General features: G+C 68.7%; 13 protein-coding genes. 6 read left to right on the plus strand and 7 right to left on the minus strand.

Annotated features, from left to right (window positions below; genetic code table 11):
* Window positions 1-25 precede the first annotated feature (25 nt).
* Entirely contained in the window at window positions 26-1,387 is a 1,362-nt protein-coding gene (locus tag E8A74_RS16705) for a pyruvate dehydrogenase complex dihydrolipoamide acetyltransferase (protein WP_136930008.1), read from the plus strand.
* Window positions 1,388-1,438: 51 nt separating this feature from the next.
* Here the strand turns inward: E8A74_RS16705 and E8A74_RS16710 are convergent, their stop codons facing one another.
* Together E8A74_RS16710 and E8A74_RS16720 are read right to left on the minus strand one after the other, a co-directional pair.
* Window positions 1,439-3,379: a hypothetical protein gene (locus E8A74_RS16710; protein ID WP_232379599.1), complete on the minus strand. Its 1,941-nt coding sequence runs from the start codon at window positions 3,377-3,379 to the stop codon at window positions 1,439-1,441.
* 58 nt (window positions 3,380-3,437) lie between these two features.
* Window positions 3,438-4,076, minus strand: coding sequence for a MarC family protein (locus E8A74_RS16720; RefSeq protein ID WP_136930010.1), 639 nt, complete (start codon window positions 4,074-4,076; stop codon window positions 3,438-3,440).
* A 79-nt stretch (window positions 4,077-4,155) separates the two neighbouring features.
* Here E8A74_RS16720 and E8A74_RS16725 point away from each other — a divergent pair, with 79 nt between their 5' ends.
* The 4 genes from E8A74_RS16725 to E8A74_RS16740 all read left to right on the plus strand — a co-directional run bounded on the left by E8A74_RS16725 (window position 4,156) and on the right by E8A74_RS16740 (window position 8,501).
* Window positions 4,156-4,593 carry a 6-pyruvoyl trahydropterin synthase family protein gene (locus E8A74_RS16725; protein ID WP_211365375.1) on the plus strand — a complete coding sequence of 146 codons (438 nt, stop codon included), beginning with the start codon at window positions 4,156-4,158 and terminating at the stop codon, window positions 4,591-4,593.
* 9 nt (window positions 4,594-4,602) lie between these two features.
* Window positions 4,603-5,355, plus strand: a complete 753-nt coding sequence (locus E8A74_RS16730) for an SDR family oxidoreductase (protein WP_136930011.1) — start codon at window positions 4,603-4,605, stop codon at window positions 5,353-5,355.
* A 57-nt stretch (window positions 5,356-5,412) separates the two neighbouring features.
* A complete protein-coding gene (locus E8A74_RS16735) occupies window positions 5,413-6,852 on the plus strand; it encodes a cytochrome P450 (protein WP_136930012.1) in 1,440 nt (479 codons plus the stop codon).
* Window positions 6,853-7,079: 227 nt separating this feature from the next.
* Window positions 7,080-8,501 (plus strand): proteinase inhibitor, encoded by a 1,422-nt coding sequence (locus E8A74_RS16740; RefSeq protein ID WP_232379600.1) that lies wholly within the window; start codon window positions 7,080-7,082, stop codon window positions 8,499-8,501.
* Window positions 8,502-8,507: 6 nt separating this feature from the next.
* Here the strand turns inward: E8A74_RS16740 and E8A74_RS16745 are convergent, their stop codons facing one another.
* Complete coding sequence (locus tag E8A74_RS16745) at window positions 8,508-9,047, minus strand: hypothetical protein (RefSeq protein ID WP_136930013.1); 540 nt, start codon at window positions 9,045-9,047, stop codon at window positions 8,508-8,510.
* A gap of 213 nt (window positions 9,048-9,260) precedes the next feature.
* Here E8A74_RS16745 and E8A74_RS16750 point away from each other — a divergent pair, with 213 nt between their 5' ends.
* Window positions 9,261-10,196, plus strand: a complete 936-nt coding sequence (locus E8A74_RS16750; protein WP_136930014.1) for an alpha/beta fold hydrolase — start codon at window positions 9,261-9,263, stop codon at window positions 10,194-10,196.
* Here E8A74_RS16750 and mtnC read toward each other — a convergent pair whose 3' ends face one another.
* The 4 genes from mtnC to E8A74_RS16770 all read right to left on the minus strand — a co-directional run bounded on the left by mtnC (window position 10,197) and on the right by E8A74_RS16770 (window position 16,813).
* Window positions 10,197-10,895: an acireductone synthase gene (gene mtnC, locus E8A74_RS16755; RefSeq protein WP_136930015.1), complete on the minus strand. Its 699-nt coding sequence runs from the start codon at window positions 10,893-10,895 to the stop codon at window positions 10,197-10,199.
* Window positions 10,889-11,473 carry a 1,2-dihydroxy-3-keto-5-methylthiopentene dioxygenase gene (locus E8A74_RS16760; protein ID WP_136930016.1) on the minus strand — a complete coding sequence of 195 codons (585 nt, stop codon included), beginning with the start codon at window positions 11,471-11,473 and terminating at the stop codon, window positions 10,889-10,891. Before E8A74_RS16760 ends, mtnC begins: the two co-directional genes overlap by 7 nt.
* 50 nt (window positions 11,474-11,523) lie before the next feature.
* A complete protein-coding gene (locus E8A74_RS16765; RefSeq protein WP_136930017.1) occupies window positions 11,524-12,813 on the minus strand; it encodes a porin in 1,290 nt (429 codons plus the stop codon).
* Between the two features lie 913 nt (window positions 12,814-13,726).
* Entirely contained in the window at window positions 13,727-16,813 is a 3,087-nt protein-coding gene (locus E8A74_RS16770) for a hypothetical protein (RefSeq protein WP_136930018.1), read from the minus strand.
* Window positions 16,814-16,835 lie beyond the last annotated feature (22 nt).

Below are 16,835 nucleotides of genomic sequence, written 5' to 3' on the forward strand. Positions count from 1 at the left end.
GTCACACGCCGATCGGAGACGTCACATGGCCAAGGTTCTCGATATGCCGAAGCTGTCCCCCACGATGGAGGAGGGACAGATCAGCGTCTGGCACAAGAAGGAAGGGGATACGATCGGCGTCGACGATCTGCTCGCCGAGGTGGAGACCGACAAGGCGACGATGGAGTATCGGTCCTTCGACAAGGGCACGATCCTCAAGATCCTGACGCCCGAAGGCAGCGTCGTGCGCCTCGGACAACCCGTGGCGATCATCGGCGCGCCGGGCGAGGACATCGCCGCCCTCGTCGCGAAGGCGGGCGGCGGCGAAGCGCCGGCCGCGGCGCCGGCCCCGAAGGCCGAGGCCGCGCCCGCGCCTGCGCCCGCCCCCGCAGCCGCTCCCGCTCCCGCTCCCGCAGCCGCTCCTGCGCCCGCGGCTGCTCCCGCGCCCGCGCCCGCTCCCGCGCCCGCAGCCGCTCCCGCTCCCGCGGGTGAGCCTGGCCGGGTCAAGGCCTCGCCGTACGTCCGCAAGCTCGCCCGGGAGCGGGACCTGAGCCTCACGGGCGTCACGGGCTCGGGCCCCGGCGGCCGGATCGTCGCGCGGGACCTCGACACGCTCCCGAAGGCCGCGCCCGCGCCGGCACAGGCCCCCGCGGCCGCGCCCGCCCCGGCGCCCGTGGCCGCCGCGCCGGGCGAGCTCGCCGCGCCCGAGGTGCGTCCGCTCAGCATGATGCGCAAGGCCATCGCGCGGAGGCTCGTCGAGTCGAAGCAGACGGTCCCGCATTTCTATCTGACGATCGACGTCGACGCGGATCCGTTGAACGCGCTGCGCGAGCAGATCAACGCGGAGCTCGCCGCCGCGGCCGAGCCCGGCAAGGACGCGACGAAGATCTCCCTCAACGATCTCATCGTCAAGGCCTGCGCCATTGCCTTGCGCCGCGTCCCCGAGTGCAACGCGCAATATACGCCCGACGCCATTCTCGTGCACCGCCGCGTCGACATCTCGGTCGCCGTCGCCGTGTCGGAGGGCCTCGTCACGCCCGTCGTGCGCGACGCCGACAAGAAGAGCATCACCACCATCGGCGCGGAGATCCGCGATCTCGCGGGCCGCGCGAAGGGAAAGAAGCTCAAGCCGGAGGAAATGGCGAACGGCACGTTCTCCATCTCGAACCTCGGCATGTACGGGATCGACGAGTTCTCCGCGGTCATCAACCCGCCGGAGGGCGCGATCCTGGCCGTCGGTCAGGTGCGGCGCGAGCCCGTCGTGAAGGGCGACGCCGTGGTCCCCGGTCGCCGCCTCGCGATGACGCTCTCCTGCGATCACCGCGTCATCGACGGCGCCATCGGCGCGACGTTCCTGAAGGCGCTGCGGGCGCTGCTCGAGCGCCCGATGCAGATCCTCGTCTCCTGACGACGAAAAGGGTGCGCCCCCGTCGCGGGGCGCACCCTCGCACCTATCCCCTCACGGGCTCTTCGGGCAGTTGCGGCGCGTGAGCCACTCGACCACGGACCGCACCATCGGCCGATAACCGTACGACGGCGACGCGGGGTCGTCGAGGTTCACCGGACAAACCGAGCCGACGACCGCCTGATCGCCGAGCGCCTGGAGCAACGCGAGCGGCCGGAGGCTCGGGTACGCCTTCGCGCGGACCTGGAGCGTGGGCGCATTGCCGTTCGCGGGATCGGGCTCGCAGAGCGGGTTGTCGTTGGACGGCGTGCGGCAATCGCAGGCCGTGAGGCTCGGGTCCGTGCAGTCGCGCGCCTCGCCCGGCGGGAGCGGCAGGATGCACGCGTACTGGAGGTCGTCGTTGGGGATGGTCCACTCGTGCCCGTTGATCGGGTTCGCGTTCGGGCTCGCCGCGTCGACGAGGAGGTCGCCGGTGATCGGGTTCGTGCCGACGCGCTTCTCGACCGACTCGATCATGAGCGGATCGAGCGGCTTGAACTTGAAGTTCGTCAAGCTGCTGCCGAGGATGACGTCCCAGGTCGAGAAGTTGGTCCCGCCGATCGGCGCCGCGAGCTCGGTCGCGGACTTGAAGCCCTTCGAAGCGTCGGTCATGTCTCGCGCCACGTCCTGCCAGGGCACGCCCACGAGGCCGGTGACGAGGACCTTCGCGGGCCCGCGGATGTCCGTGAGGTCGTCGGTCGGGTCGAGGTCGGAGAAGAGCGGGTTCGGCACGAGATCACCGACGCGGTTCGGGATCATGTGCTGGGTGAAGGCCTGCGTGTACCGGTCGATCGGATAGAGGAAATCGATGCCGAAGCGGTTCTTTTGATTCCAGCAGCGCAGGTTGATGTCGTCCTCCTCGGCGTCGTAGAGCGCTATCTTGCCGTCCGGGGTCTGGCACGAGGGATCGGGCGCGCACGCCCCCGGATCCTGGCCACACGATTTGCAGCACGGATCGTCCGGGTAGAGCACGCATTCTTGACGCGCGCGCGGCATCCGCACGTTGCTCGCGCCGACGCGGAGCTGGTTCACGTAATAGAACTGTCCGTACTCCTTCGTCGAGCAATCGTTCTCGTCGGTCAACAGGAGCACGGTGACGAGCGAGTCCGGCCGCAAAAACTCCGCGCGTTGCTGCAAAAGCGCCGTGTCGATGCCCTCCGGCGTCGCCCGGTTGTTCACGATCGAGATGCTCTCGTACGGCTCCGGATCCACGAGGAAGCGGTAGATGCTCTCGAGCTGCGACTCGTAGCCGCAGCCGATCTGCCCGACGCCGACGACCATCTCGCGCAGCGCGGGCACGAGGCCGCCGCCCATCCCGTCGTCGACCACGGCCTCGCCCGGCGGCTGGAGCTGCTGCTCGGGATCCCAGGCGAGGAATCCCTTGTTCACGTAGGTCGGCACCTGCGCCGTGCCGCACGCATTCGTGCGCGCGAGCAGGTGCGCCTTGTCGTTGTTCGTCAGGTTCGGGTTTGGCGCGCACTCCGTGCTGTTCGTGTCCACGTTGGGGCACGAATCCGAGCCGTGGCCGCCGATGCTGGAGCTGATGACGCCGACGTGGATGTCGGTCATCGGCGCGAAGGCGCGGAACGTGCCGGCGGGACACGCCTCGGTCGGCGCGCTCGGCTGCTGGGAGGCCGCCACGCCCGCCTCGTCGATGCACGGCGGATTCACGACGCCCTGCACGATGTCCGGGATCGCGCGGGCCAGGATGTTCTGCTTGTCGGCCATGCTCCGCGAATTGTCGATCGCGAAGAGCAGGTCGAGCCGCTCGGCCGCGATGCAGCCCACGGGGCCGCCGCCCACGCCGCCGCTGCCGCCGTTGCCGGCTCCGCCCACGCCGCCGCCCGCGCCACCCGTGCCGCCCGTGCCGCCGCCCGTCACCTGATCAGGACACCCGACGAGCGCGAGGAGCGCCACCAGACCAAATCCGAAGACCGTCCCGCGTCGACCGTTCATGTCATGCCTCCCTGCAAGGATAAGGACCCTGCGAGGAGACCCGGCTCCAAAGCGAGCGTCAAGGGGCCCGCAACAAATCGCGCGCGCCGTCGGCGACGAATTGCACGGCGATCGCGGCGAGGATGAGGCCCATCACGCGCTCCAGGATCGCCACGCCGCTCTTCCCGAGGACACGTTGCACGAGCGAGGCGGCGCGCAGGATGTAATAGGCCGCGACAAACGTGATCGTGACGGCGAGGAGGACGGGCACGGCGAAGAGGAGGCTCCGCCCGTTGCCCTGGGACATGAGCACCATCACGCTGGCGATGGAGCCCGGGCCAGCGAGCAGGGGCATGGCGAGGGGCACGAGGGCCACGTCTTCCTTGCGGGCGCTCTCCTCGGTCTCCTCCGGCGAGGTGCGGGTCCCCGCGCGCTTGGCGCGCAGCATGTCGAGCGCGGTGAGCATGAGCAGGAGCCCGCCCGCCACGCGGAAGGCGCCGAGGCTGATGCCGAAGATCTTGAAAATGACGCCGCCGAAGATCGCGAACGTCATCAGGATCAAGTACCCCGTGACGCAGGCGCGGCGCGCCATCTGCCGGATCTTATCGGGCGGATCGTTCGACGTGATGGCGAGGAAAATCGGCACGACGCCGATCGGGTCGACCACGAAGAACACCGCCGAAAGGGCGACGAAGAAAAACGTCACGAGCTCGGTCAAGGCCGCATCCCCGGATGCGCTCGCTATAGCCCGGAACGGGCGAGACGCCAGGCACATCGGTCCCGCGAGGCGGGTTGACGTGGGGCGGACGCCGCGGTATCTCGCCTTCCGCATGTTCCGCGTGACCGAAGAAGTGCGGTTTTGTTATGGCCACCGCCTGCTGGACTACGAGGGCCCTTGCGCCCGCATCCATGGCCACAACGCCCGCGTGGAGATCGAGCTCTCGTCCCCCACGCTCGACCGCAAAGGGTTCGTCGCGGACTTCTTCGACATCGAGAAGGCAGGCAAGGACTGGATCCTCGCGCAGTTCGACCACCGCCTCATCCTGCGGGAGGACGATCCCGTCATTCCTTTCCTCAAGCAGGCGGGCGAGGCGTTCGTCACGTTGCCGGTGAATCCGAGCGCCGAGAATTTCGCGAAGCTCATTTTCGACCACCTGCGCGGGCACGGCGTGCCCGTCACGGCCGTGTCGTTTTATGAGACGGACACGGCCGTCGCGACGTACGACGAGCGCTGAGGGGTTTGGATGAGCAAGGCAGCCCTCGTCACCGGCGCAGGCAAGCGGATCGGCCGCGCGATTGCGATGATGCTCGCGCGGGACGGGTTTTCGGTGGCGGTCCATTACCACCGCTCACGGGAAGAAGCGGAGGGCCTCGTCGCCGCGATCGAATCGGCCGGCGGGCGCGCGGCGGCAGTCGGGGCGGACCTCGCGAACGAGGCGGAGACGGCGTCGCTCGTGGAGCGCGCGGCGGGCCTCGTGGGGCCGCTCGTGGCGCTCGTGAACAACGCCTCGACGTTCGAATATGACACGCCGGAGACGGCCACGCGCGAGAGCTGGGACCTGCACATGGAGGCGAACCTCCGGGCGCCCTTCGTGCTCACGCAGCAATTCGCGCGGCGCCTGCCCGAGGGGGCGGAGGGCGCGGTCGTGAACGTCCTCGATCAGCGCGTGTGGAACCTGAGCCCGCATTACACGACGTATACGGTGAGCAAGGCCGGGCTCTGGGCGCTCACGCGGACGCTCTCGCTCTCGCTCGCGCCGCGCATCCGGGTGAACGCGGTGGGCCCGGGGCCGACGCTGCCGAGCGCGAAGCAAACCCCCGAGCAGTTCGCCGCGCAATGCGCCGCCACGCCGCTCGGCCGCGGGGCCACGCCCGAGGACGTTTGCGACGCCGTGCGGTACCTGCTCTCGGCGCGCGCGGTGACGGGGCAGATGATCGCGGTGGATGGCGGGCAGCACCTCGGCTGGGCCACGCCGCCGGATTCGATGCCCGATTGAGGGCAGAGGCCCCGTGCGGCCGCTGCCGTGGGGCCGGCGGATGTGTTATCGAGGGGGATGACCCCGACGTCGATCCCCGTGGCCCCCGGCGACAACCTGCTCGGGCACGGCCATCTCTTCCAGGACGACCGATTGCCCTTCTTCCGGCGCGTCACCGACCAGGGTGACCTCGTCGCGGCCCGGATGGTCCACCGCAGCTTCTATTTCGTGAACGGGCCCCAGGTCGCGCACGAGATGCTCGTGGAGAAGGCCCGGAGCTTCGAAAAATCCCCCGGGATCCGGATCCTGCTCCACGACCTCGCGGGCCAGGGTCTCTTCACGAGCGAGGGTGATCTCTGGCGGCGCCAGCGCCGCTTGCTCTCGCCGCTCTTTCATCCGACGCAGCTCCAGACCTACGTGGGCGCGATGAACGGCGAGGCGCTGCGCGCCCGCGAGCGGCTGAAGGAGGGAGAGCGCACGGACCTCGCCGCCGAGATGACGCGGATCGCGATGAGCGTCGTCGGCCGCGCCCTCTTCGACGCGCGGACCTTCGACGAGGCCGACGAGCTCGGCGAGGCGCTCACCGTCGCGCTCGGCTGGGTGAACGACCGCATGGCGACGCCGTACATGACGCTGCAGGTCTCGGCGCTGGAGATGACCGAGTACCTCGACGGAAAGCTCCCGCCCTGGCTCGAAGACGTCCGCGCCCGCGCCCGCGCCGCGCTCGACGCGCCGATCCTGATGCCTGGCCGGAACGATCCCACGGTCGTGAAGGCGCTCGAGGTCCTCGACAAACGTATTCAGGCGATAATCGACGACCGCCGGGCGAGCCACGCGGATCGAAAAGATCTGCTCACGCGATTGTTGTATGCGCGCGACGCCGATCTCGGCGGCGAGGGCATGAGCGACAAGCAGGTCCGCGACGAGGCCAATACGTTGTTCATCGCGGGGCACGAGACCACGGCGACCGCGCTCGCCTGGTCGTTTTACCTGCTCGCGCGGGATCCGGCCGCGCGGGCGAAGGTGCAGGCCGAGGCCGACGCGTTCGGCCCCGAGGGCCCCACGTCGTACGACCCGGAAAAACTCGCCTACACGACGCGCGTCTTCAAGGAGGCGCTGCGCCTCTATCCGCCGGTGATCGTGCTGCCGCGGCGCGCGCTCGAGCGCGTCGAGATCGGCGGCCACACCTTCCCCGAGCGGACCCTTCTTTTCGTGAACGTCTACGGCATGCACCACCGCAAGGACCTCTTCCCCGATCCCGAGCGCTTCGATCCGGACCGTTTTTCCCCGGAGAACGAGGCGAAGCGCCACAAATCGGCCTGGGTCCCGTTCGGCGTGGGGCCCCGCGTGTGCATCGGCAACCATTTCGCCTTGATGGAAGGGCCCGTCGTGCTCGCCACGCTGATGCGAGGTTTGTCCTTCGAGGTCGAGCCCCAGGACGTCGAGCCCGAGACGTTCACCACGCTCCGCCCGAAAGGCGGAATCTGGGCGCGCGTCCGCCGTCGCAGCGCCCTCTGACGCCCTCCCCGCCCGTCGCCCCGCCGTCGCCCCCCTCGCTCCCTCGCTCCCCTCCTCCGTGCCGCCTGGACACGAACGTGTCCTACGCTACTTCACACGCACAAAAGTTTAGACAAAGTTTGCACGTTCCATGAACAAACGATATTACGTAGAACGTTCGCTGCACAAAATAGCGAGCGAGACCACGTTCCCCCTTCGTTCGAAGGCCAGGCTCAGGAGTACCGACCGTGAAGCAAGAGCTCCTCCGTTCTCCGCACGTGATGCTGGGCGCAGCGCTGCTCGTTTCGTCTCTCGGCGGGCTCGGCGCCTGTCAGAAGGCCGAGGAGAAGGCCGCGCCGGGCCCGGAGCCCGCCGCCGCGGCGCCCGGTCGTTGCGTCTACACGAGCCCCTTCACCCAGGCCGAAGAGTGCCGCGATTACACCGGCAAAGGCTGGTCCGCCGAGACCGCCGAGGCCGATTGCAAGGCGCTCGCGAAGTCCACCTTCACGAAAGCGGAGAGCTGTACCTATCCGACGTCGCTCGGCCGATGCGTGCTCGACGGCGGGAAGGACGACGAAACCAGCATCGTCTTCCCCGGCGAAGACACGGCCCAATGCACCTCGACCCAGCGCGGCTGCGAGCTCTTCGGCGGCGGCAAGTTCGTGCCCGACGCGTGTGAAGGCGTGGTCGACGACCCGGGTGGCCCCACCCCCGAGGGTTCGGTATTCGAATGGCCCACCGAGGCGTGCGTGGACCCGAAGGCCGGCGAGCCCGCGGGCCAGAGCGAGGGCAAGGTCTGCACGTTCGGCGCGATCTCGGGCTGCACCGAGCCCGGCCGCAACTTCGCGGCGTACGCGTCCTGCGAGGCGGTCCTCACGCAACGCCCTTACTGGCCGGCCCCGCCCTCCGATTTCAAGACGCCCGAGGGCGATCCGCGCCTCACAGACACGCAATGGCTCGGCGAGCTCGCGTGGGTGACCGAGCAAGTCGAGGCCTGCGGCTGCGTCTGTTGCCACTCGGAGAAGGCCGCGCCCGCCGAAGGCCCGTCGAACTGGTACATCGAGGCCGGCCCGATCTGGACCGACAGCTTTTATCCGACGGGCCTCGCGCTCGCGGCCGGCTGGGTCTCCTCGGCCGCGCTCGGCGCTTATCCGCCGGACCAGAACAACGGTTTTTCCCGCGACGTCGCCGGCCTGCCGACCACGGACCCGGCAAGGATGGTCGCGTTTTTCGAGGGTGAGCTTCTTCGCCGCGGATTCAAAAAGGAGGATTTTGCGGACGAAACCCCGTTCGGCGGGCCGCTGTATGAACAGAGCCTCTACGTGCCGAGCGATTGCGACGCCGGCCAAGGCGTGGACGCCGCCGGCAAGATCACCTGGACCGGCGGCGACGCACGTTACGTTTACGTCTTATCGGCGGACGCGAAGAACCCAGGCGTTCCGCCGAACCTCGACCTGCCCGAGGGGACGATGTGGCGGCTCGACGTGGCGTCGAAAGCCGCACCTGTGAAGAGCGGTATCACCTACGGCGAGGTTCTGCCGAATACGCAGCAGGGCTACCCCGCGGACGGCAGCCCCGAGAAGCTCGTCCCGGGGACGAAATATTATCTGTATGTGTGGGCGGACGTTGGCGTCCCGATCACGCGTTGCCTGTTCGATGCCCCGCTCTGAGCAGGGTTACGCCCGGACAACCTCGATGACCACCGCCGGCCGGGGCCGCGCCGCAGGGCGCTGCGCGGTCTTCCCCTCGTGCAGCGCTTGCAGCGCCAGCATCGCGTTTTTCGGCCCGACCGAATCCACGAAGGCGCGCGCCGCGCCGAACGCCGACCAGTCCCGCTCGCGGTGCGTCACGGCGTAAGGGCCACGCTCATCGAGCCCGCCCTCGTCGAACGCCTGGAACACCTCGATCATCCGGCCGTCACGCACGCTCTTGCACCCGAACTTCGCGAGCTCCTCGCCTGTCGGCAGAGGCCCCACGAGGTAGGTCTCCGTGACGAGCGTCGCGCCACAGAGAATTGCCCCCGACACCTTCGAGATCGCGTCGAGCCACGCCGCCGAGGCCGCCGCCATCTCGTCTACTTCGCCGCCGCCTTCGAGCTCTGCCACGAGTGCCTCGAGGTCGTCCCGCTCGATCCGGCCCCACCGCCGTACCCACTTCTCACGACCACGGCGGGGCCTGCGTTGACCATCGGTCGGATCGGCTGTTTTGGATCGCATCGCGGGGTCTACCTGCTCCTCTGCACGATCCGAGCCCCCGGGGATCGGGGCGCAAGCGCCCCACGGGGACGAGCTCGGAAGATCGGGCGGGCGTGCCTCTACCGGGAATTTCACACCACCGCAAGTGTTCTTTCGCGGACGTGGCACTCTCGCCCCGGACACACTGGTCCTTCCCATCCGCCCGGGACCATGTGTAGAACGGCCGCCCTCCGCATGCGTACCTCCTCGTTCGAATGGATCGCCGACGACGGCAAGCCGATCTTCGTGCACGTCTTCTCCCCCGACGAAGGCGCCGAGGTCCGCGGCGTCGTCCACGTGTCGCACGGCATGAGCGAGCACGGCGCCCGTTACACGCGCCTCGCCGAGGCCCTCACCGCACGCGGCCTCGTCGTCGAGGCCCACGACCACCGCGGCCACGGGCGCACCGCGAAGTCCGACGACGAGCTCGGCTACTTCGGCCCCGGCGACGGCTTCGGCCGCGTCGTCGCCGACCTGCGCGGCCTGCTCGCCCGCGCCCGCACCGCCTACCCGGGCCTCAAGCAGGCGCTGCTCGGCCATTCGATGGGCTCGCTCATCGCGCAGGGCGCGCTGCCCGCGGTGGGCGACAAGCTCGGGGCCGTGCTCCTTTCGGGCACGAACGGACCGCCGAGCCTGATGGCGCGGGCGGGCGTGCTCGTGGCGAAGGCCGAGCGCGCGCGGCTCGGCGAGCGCGGCAAGAGCGTGGTGATCCAGGGGATGTCGTTCGACGCGTGGAACCGGACCTTCAGCCCGAACCGCACGCCGTACGATTGGCTCTCGCGTGACGCGGCCGAGGTCGACAAGTACGTCGCCGACGCGCGATGCGGCTTCTCGGCCACGACGACGTTATGGGTGCAGCTCCTCGGCGCGATGGGCACGCTCGCGCGCCCGGACGCGCTCGCCCGTCTCCCGAAGGACCTGCCGATCTGCGTGGTCGCCGGCTCCGAGGACCCGGTCCACGAGCGGACGAAGAACCTGCGCGGGCTGCTCGACGCGTACGCGAAGGCGGGCCTCTCCGATGTGACGTACCGCGTCTACCCGGGCGCGCGCCACGAGCTGTTCAACGAGACGAACCGGGACGAGGTGACCCGCGAAGCCGCGGAGTGGCTCGTCCGCAAGCTCGCGCGCTAGCTAGCGCACGAGCACGGAATCCCCTTCGATCACGATGTCGTCGAAGCTCCGCGCGGTCGGATGATCCACGAGGGGCGGAGCGCCGTCCCGCGCGAGCCCGACCCGCAGGAGCCCGGCCGCGCGCGCGGCGTCGAGCTCGGCCTTCACGTCCGACAGGAAAAGCACCTCGTGCGGCGCGACCTCGAGCGCGGCCGTGATGCGCGCATACGACGCGGGATCGGCCTTCTTGCCGGTCGTCGTGTCGAACCACCCGTCGAAGAAGCCCGCGAGATCCCCCTCGATCGTGTGCCCGAAGAGCAACCTCTGCGCGAGCACCGATCCGGACGAGAAGACGGCGAGCCCGATCCCCTGCGCCTTCCACCGCGCGAGCGCGCCCGGAACGTCCGGGTACACGTGCGATCGATACGCCCCCGCGTGATAGCCCTCCTCCCAGATCATGCCTTGGATCGCCTTGAGCGACGTCGCCTTGCGGTCCTCGTCGATCCACCGGAGCCAGAGCGAGATCACCGCCGCGTCGGACAGGCCCGGCTCCCCCGCCTCCGTCCGCGCCGCGTCGAGCGCCGCGACGACACGCGCCTCGCCGGCGTGCGCCCGAACGAACGACACGAGCGACGCCCGCGCATGGGCGAAGAGCGTGCTCGTCACGAAGGAGATGGACGTGGTGGTGCCCTCGATGTCCGTGACGATACGCTTCACCACGGCGCGCCTCGCGTGAGGGCGTCGGCGTCGGGGAAACGCCGCGCGATGGCGTCGCCCGTGAAGGAGGCGACCCAGCCCTCGGGCGTGCCGAAGAATCGGATGGCGGAAAAGTCCGGCTGCGTGCCCATGTCGAACCAGTGCCGCGTGCCGGCGGGGACCGAGAGGAGATCCCCCCGCGCGCAACGCACAGCGAGCACCTGCCCGGCGAGGCGCAGATAAAACACCCCGGCGCCGTGCACGAAAAAGCGGACCTCGTCCTCGCCGTGCGTGTGCTCTTCGAGGAATTTTTCGCGCGCGGCCCGAGCCTTCGCGGGCCAGGCGGGATCGTTCGGATCCGGCGCGAGGCGCGCGACGTCGACCGAGGGATACCCGCCCTCGCGGCAGAGCTTTTCAATCGGCTCCCGGTATGCGGCGAGGATCTCCTCCGCGGGGGCCGAAGGCGTGAACGAAAAGGAAGCCTCCCAGGCCTCGAAACGAACGCCGACCTCCCGCAGGATCGCCGCGATCTCGGCGGGGTCTCGCGAGGCACGAACGAGCGTATCGGGATCGTTCTCCGGAAAAACGTGGATCGAGCTCACCCGGAGAGGATCGACCCAAACCGATCCTCGCCGCAAGCCCGTTCACGCGCTCAGTAATTGACCTGAATCTGCAGGCGCAGGAGGCGCCCGCTCTCCTGCGGGTAAGGCGGCTCCGGGTAGGTGCGCTCGGCGATCGCGTACGCCGCGGTGGCCTCGACGGCGGGGATGGGCTGCCACTCGACGCCCATCTCCAGCTCGCGGATCTTGTAATGCGGCGCGTTCGTCTCGAACTTGCGCCCACCGTCGTACATCAAGCCACGCACGTAGGGCAGGAAGCTGCCAATCTTGGCCATGGCCATGACGTACCCGCCGTGGAGCGGTCGCTCGACGACACGATCGCCCACGAGCTCCGGCCCGCGGCCGAAGTTGTATTCGGCCTGGAGGCCAAACGGCTGCGGGTACAGGACGAACGAGGCGTGGGCGCGGACGTCGCGGATCTCCTCCGCCGCCGTGACGTCGTCCGAGGTCTTCACGACGAACTTGCCCGCATACCCGCCGCCGCCAATCTCCACGATCTGGCGGCCAATCTGGAAGGGCCACGTGATACGGCCGACGACGTGCGGCGTGTCGTTCCGCTCCTTCTGGTTCGCGGTCTGGCCATTGTACACGCCAAGCGCGACGACGCCGTAATCCCCCGATCCCTTGAGCCCATCGTCGACGAGCGCCTTGAACCGCTTGCGAATACGCTCCGGTGCCCAGTAAAAGAAGACGCCGAGATCCCGCTCGTCCTTGACGGCGCTGTTCAACGCATCCGAGCGATCGAGCGGCGCGCGGTTCTGGCTCGATTGCATGTTCTCGAAGCCATACGGCACCTTCGACTGGCCAACGCGGAAGCGGAACTCTTTCTTCTTGTCGAGGGCGATGTCCGCATACCAGTCGCGCAGCGTGGGGACATGGTACTGGTCGGAGACGACGCTCGCAAAATCAGGCTGGATGTACACGAAGACGCGCTCATGCACGTCCCCCTGGACGATCAGGCGGGCGCGGCGGATCAAAAAGCCGCCATCCTTGCCAATCGATCGGTCGCCCTGGGTATTGACGAGCCGCTCGTTCGTCGCGCCGAGCTGGTTGTAACGGACCTGCGAGTATCCGCGGATCTTGATCTTGTCGTACCAGTGCTGCGAAGCCTTGCCCGCCCCCTCGCCGGGCTTCAACGCAGGGGCCTGAGCCGCAGGCCTCGGCGCAGGTTTGACCGCGGCCGGCTCCGCCGATGGAAGCGTGGCCAGCGCGATCTCCGATCGAGGCGCAGCAGGGACATCCGCCGCAGCCGAACGCGAAGACAAAAGAAGACCAAACACCGCGCCAAGGGCCGAGCGCGCGGCCAGACGTGCGAGCAACATGGAAGGATTCCGGGGACGTCCCGGCCTTTCTTCTTCTGGCACACCACGCTAGGCGACTTCGGTGACGAACGCGTTACGACTCGGTCGCGACGCCGTTACCATCTCGTTTGCGTTCTTTACAGATTGGCGAACTTCCGTGACACGAGACGTACATCGACCGGAGCATCCTGGTGGAGGCGCCTCGCTGGGGCGTTGCCCCAGACCCCAGCAGGGGCTGTCCGCCCCTGCACCCGGACCAGCCAGGGGCTGGACCCAAGCTCGATGAACTGCGCTGTGCGCAGTTCATCGAACAGCCAGGTCAAGACCGGCGACGAGCCTGCCGACCAAGAACATGGTGCTGCTGGCTCCACCGGCCACGTGCCCGTCGCCCGATCAAGACCCCCTCCAGGGTCTTGCCACCGGCCCGTTGGAAGAACTGCGCACCGCGCAGTTCTTCCACCTCGGTCCAGGCCGTGCCTGGTCCGGGTCGAGGGGCGGACAGCCCCCGCGGGGTCCGGGGCAGCGCCCCGGCGCAGCGCCCCCCAAACGACAAACACCCCGAACACACGCCCTCGACCTTCGACGGCGCGTGTTCGGCGACGCAACGGTGAGCTCCGACGGACGACCGCCCGAGGGACGCGGCCGGACCGCTGAGGTTGGGCCTCGACGCAGGCCGATCGTCCCCTCGACAAGGGTACATCGAGGGCCGAGGGCCCGTGTTGGGCGGCGAGACCTCCCCCGGGGACACGCGTCGTCCTGTGTTGGGCGGCGAGACCTCCCCTGGGGACACGCGTGGCCTCGTGTCCGGCGGCGAGACAGGGGCCCTGCCGGGCGGACGTGCCTTGTTTGGCTCCGTGACTGAGACCTGGCGGCGGGGATGTGGCTTGTCGTGGCGTGGAACAGACGAAGACGAGGGCCGATGTCGCCTGTCAGGTCAGGGGGACCAGCGTACCGTCTGGAAATCGAAGCGCCCACCGTGCGAAAGCCCGGCGGGGAAGCGGGCTTGCCAGGTGTCTTTGGCCAGGACCAAGAGCTCGGTCCCGTTCAGGGCGACGCCCAGGGGGATTTGGTAGGGGCCGCGGTCGATGAGGAGGGGGAGTTCGTCGCCGAAAGTTGCGCCGTCGTCGGACGAGAGGGCGCCGAAGAGGCGCGTGTGTGCGGCGTCGACGGCTCGCTGGGCCACGAGCGCGAAACGACCGTCGGCGAGCTTCTCCATCATGAAGCCGTCTGTGCCGAGGCCCTCGAAGACCGCCAGCGTCGTCGTGTCCGAGGCGCCGGGGCGCAGCAGGCGGAGCGTCACCGTTTCGGCTTCGTCCTTGCGATTGAGGAGCACCACGCGGCCTTGCGAGTCCAGCACCGCGTGCAGCACGCTCGACACGGAAAAGCCCGGCACCGACAGGACGAGCTGCGTTGCCGAGAGCAGCGCTCCGGTCTTGGAATAACGATGGACGGTCACCCCGGAGCCCAGGCCGACGCGCACCAGCTCCTCGCCGTCCCGGATCAGCTTCACGGCTCGGGTCTGCTTGCCTTGAAACGGCACGGCGCCCGCGGAGAGCTCCGTGAAGGCAGAGGGCGCGGTGACGGACGGCTGCACGTAGAGCTTGGCGACCTCGTCGACCGTGATCGCTGCGAAGGCTTCGCCGGTCGCGAAGACCTCGGCTTCGAGGCCGCCGAACACGCCCGCGGCGGGCAACAGGGACACGCTGGACCAGCTCGTGCCGAGGTCGGTGCTCCTCGAAATCCGCAGGCCGCCCACGTCGTGCGCGAATGCGTAGATGTCGCTCCCCAGCACGCGCAGACGCAGCGGCGCCTTCTCGCTGTTCTCGAAGCCCGGTCGCTCGCCCGAATGCGTGAACGGAGCGGCGGGGCTCGACGCCGAGAAGACACCCCCGAACAAAAAGGCGGCGTCCATCGGTGGATCGGAGAGGCCCCCCGTATACCCCTCGGTGATCACCACGGCGGAACCGTCGTCGGTCAACACGGGCGGCAGGACGACGTCCCAAGGGCCGAGCTCGGGGCGCACGATGCGGCTCGGCAGGGCGCCGGTCCCGTCGGGCGTCTGGGGCACGGGCATACTCGCGATGGCGAGCGAGCCGCTGTTGTCGTAGAGGCCGTACAGCCGCTTCGGCGAGCCCTGGAGGCCGCGGAGGTATTCGGCGTCGAGGAAGTCCACGACCGACCCCCCTTCGGGGCGGAAGACCGACATCAGCGAGACGCAGCGGCCTTCGGAGCCGACGCGCGCCACGTCGAAATCGCGGGGAATCGCCCCGGCGCCGATCAAATAATCACCCGCGCGTGTCGACATCGGGTTCGCGAAGGGCGTCAGCTTCATGAAGCAGTTCGCGTGGTTCTTCGGCGACGCGAGCCCCTCCTGTCCGAAGATCACCTCGGCGCTGTACCAGCCGATGGCGCTCGGCACGGGCCCGGGGCCCGACAGCGGCCAAGCGACGGGCGGCGGCACGTCGGGGTTCGTGCTCGGCTGGAAGTCGAGCGTGGTGTTCTCGACCCATGCGCCGTTCTCGGCGTGGAGCGGCGTCCCCGCGACCACGACGGTGGGGCCCTCCTCCCCCGGCAAGGCGGGCAGCAGGACGAGCTTTCGCACGGGGTCCGGAATCAGCGGCAACCGATACTCGAAGACACAATCACCGGGCTGCGAATACTTATAGTCGGCGCGATGAACGAGCTGGGTCCGGAGCTCGTCGCCGTCGACCTCGACCAGCTTGACATGCCATGAGCAATCGATCGTGTTGCCAGCCTCGTCCCGGAGGAGGGTGCGCTCCGTGCGGAACTCGTACGTGTCCGCGTAGCTGACGTACACGCCGCCCCCGGGCTTCGGGATCAAGACGGGCTGCGTGTGGCGTAGCTCTTCCTGGTAGGCCTTGGAGTCGCCGACGCCCGCCATTTCGTCGAGCGTGGAGTCGAGCTCGCGGCGGCGCCATTCGTGGAAGGGGCCCTCGCCGGGGCGATCGACGAGGATGAAGCGGCCGCGCGTCGTCGAGCCGAACACGGCGTAGATGTGGCCTTTCTCGTCGACGGTGACGTGCGTGTTCGTCACGTCCTCCCAGGGCGCGGAGATACGCTCGATGCCGTAGCCGGTGCCCGTCCAGGTCCGGATGCCGGCGCCTCGTTGCCCGCCCTTGAATACCGTTTCTTGCGCGCGCACGCCGCTCAACTTCAGCTTCACGGCGAAGACGGGAGCGCCGTTCGAATCGAGGCCGATCGTGCCATCGGCGGCGCCGCTGTCCGGCTCGATCGCGGTCATCGGCTCGGCCGTGTGCTCGTCGTTGAAACGCACGAAGCTCTCGGGAGGCAACGTCGTCAGCGCCTTCGACGTCACGGTGACGGGCACACGAATCACGCGCTCGCCCGCGCGAAAAAAGAGCCCCGTGCTCCCCTCCGCCACCCCTTCGAGGACCTTCTTCGCGCCGAGGCGGGCGATGCTGGTGTCCTCGACCTCGAGCTCGACCTCGTCGCCGGAGATGACGGATTGTTCGTAGAGATTGCTACCCGAGAGCGGCGCCACGCCGACGCCGTCGACGGGCCGCAGCTCGCCGACCGCGAGCTCCAGGCGGCCCACGTCGGGCGAGAGATCCAGCGACGCGCCGCCCCACACGTCCACGAAGAGCTGCGGCGATTCGTCGAGTCGCGCATACCCGCTGATGGGTTCGCCCGGACGGGCGAAGATCCCGACGTGGGCGGAGAGCACGTACTCGTCCACTTGGGTCGGGCTCACCGTGATCTCGTAGACGCCGGGCGACGGGTTTTTCATGACCGTCGGCGGGTTCGCTCCACGCGGAAACGAGACGTCCTTCGAATACTCCGCTGGATAAGGGCTTCCCTCGGGCGTCGTCACGGTCAGCGTGTACGTGACGGGCTCGCCGAGCTTCTGGACCACGAACGTATCCGGCGTGCTCCACTTGAACACCGGCGGCGGGGGCTCCGCCGTCCGAGCGCCGTCTTTGTCCGAGGAGCAGCCCAACAACAGGAATGTGGTCAAAGACCACGCAAACAAAAAACGCATAGGGCCGGCACTCTACAGCAAC

Source organism: Polyangium fumosum (genome assembly GCF_005144585.1).
GTDB classification, from domain to species: Bacteria; Myxococcota_A; Polyangia; order Polyangiales; family Polyangiaceae; genus Polyangium; species Polyangium fumosum.

Excerpts from the sequence above, each read along its gene's own strand:
- E8A74_RS16705 (WP_136930008.1), top strand. The coding sequence starts at position 26 with ATGGCCAAGGTTCTCGATATGCCGAAGCTGTCCCCCACGATGGAGGAG.
- E8A74_RS16710 (WP_232379599.1), bottom strand. The coding sequence starts at position 3,379 with ATGAACGGTCGACGCGGGACGGTCTTCGGATTTGGTCTGGTGGCGCTC.
- E8A74_RS16730 (WP_136930011.1), top strand. The coding sequence starts at position 4,603 with ATGAGCAAGGCAGCCCTCGTCACCGGCGCAGGCAAGCGGATCGGCCGC.
- E8A74_RS16735 (WP_136930012.1), top strand. The coding sequence starts at position 5,413 with ATGACCCCGACGTCGATCCCCGTGGCCCCCGGCGACAACCTGCTCGGG.
- E8A74_RS16745 (WP_136930013.1), bottom strand. The coding sequence starts at position 9,047 with ATGCGATCCAAAACAGCCGATCCGACCGATGGTCAACGCAGGCCCCGC.
- E8A74_RS16750 (WP_136930014.1), top strand. The coding sequence starts at position 9,261 with ATGCGTACCTCCTCGTTCGAATGGATCGCCGACGACGGCAAGCCGATC.
- E8A74_RS16765 (WP_136930017.1), bottom strand. The coding sequence starts at position 12,813 with ATGTTGCTCGCACGTCTGGCCGCGCGCTCGGCCCTTGGCGCGGTGTTT.
- E8A74_RS16770 (WP_136930018.1), bottom strand. The coding sequence starts at position 16,813 with ATGCGTTTTTTGTTTGCGTGGTCTTTGACCACATTCCTGTTGTTGGGC.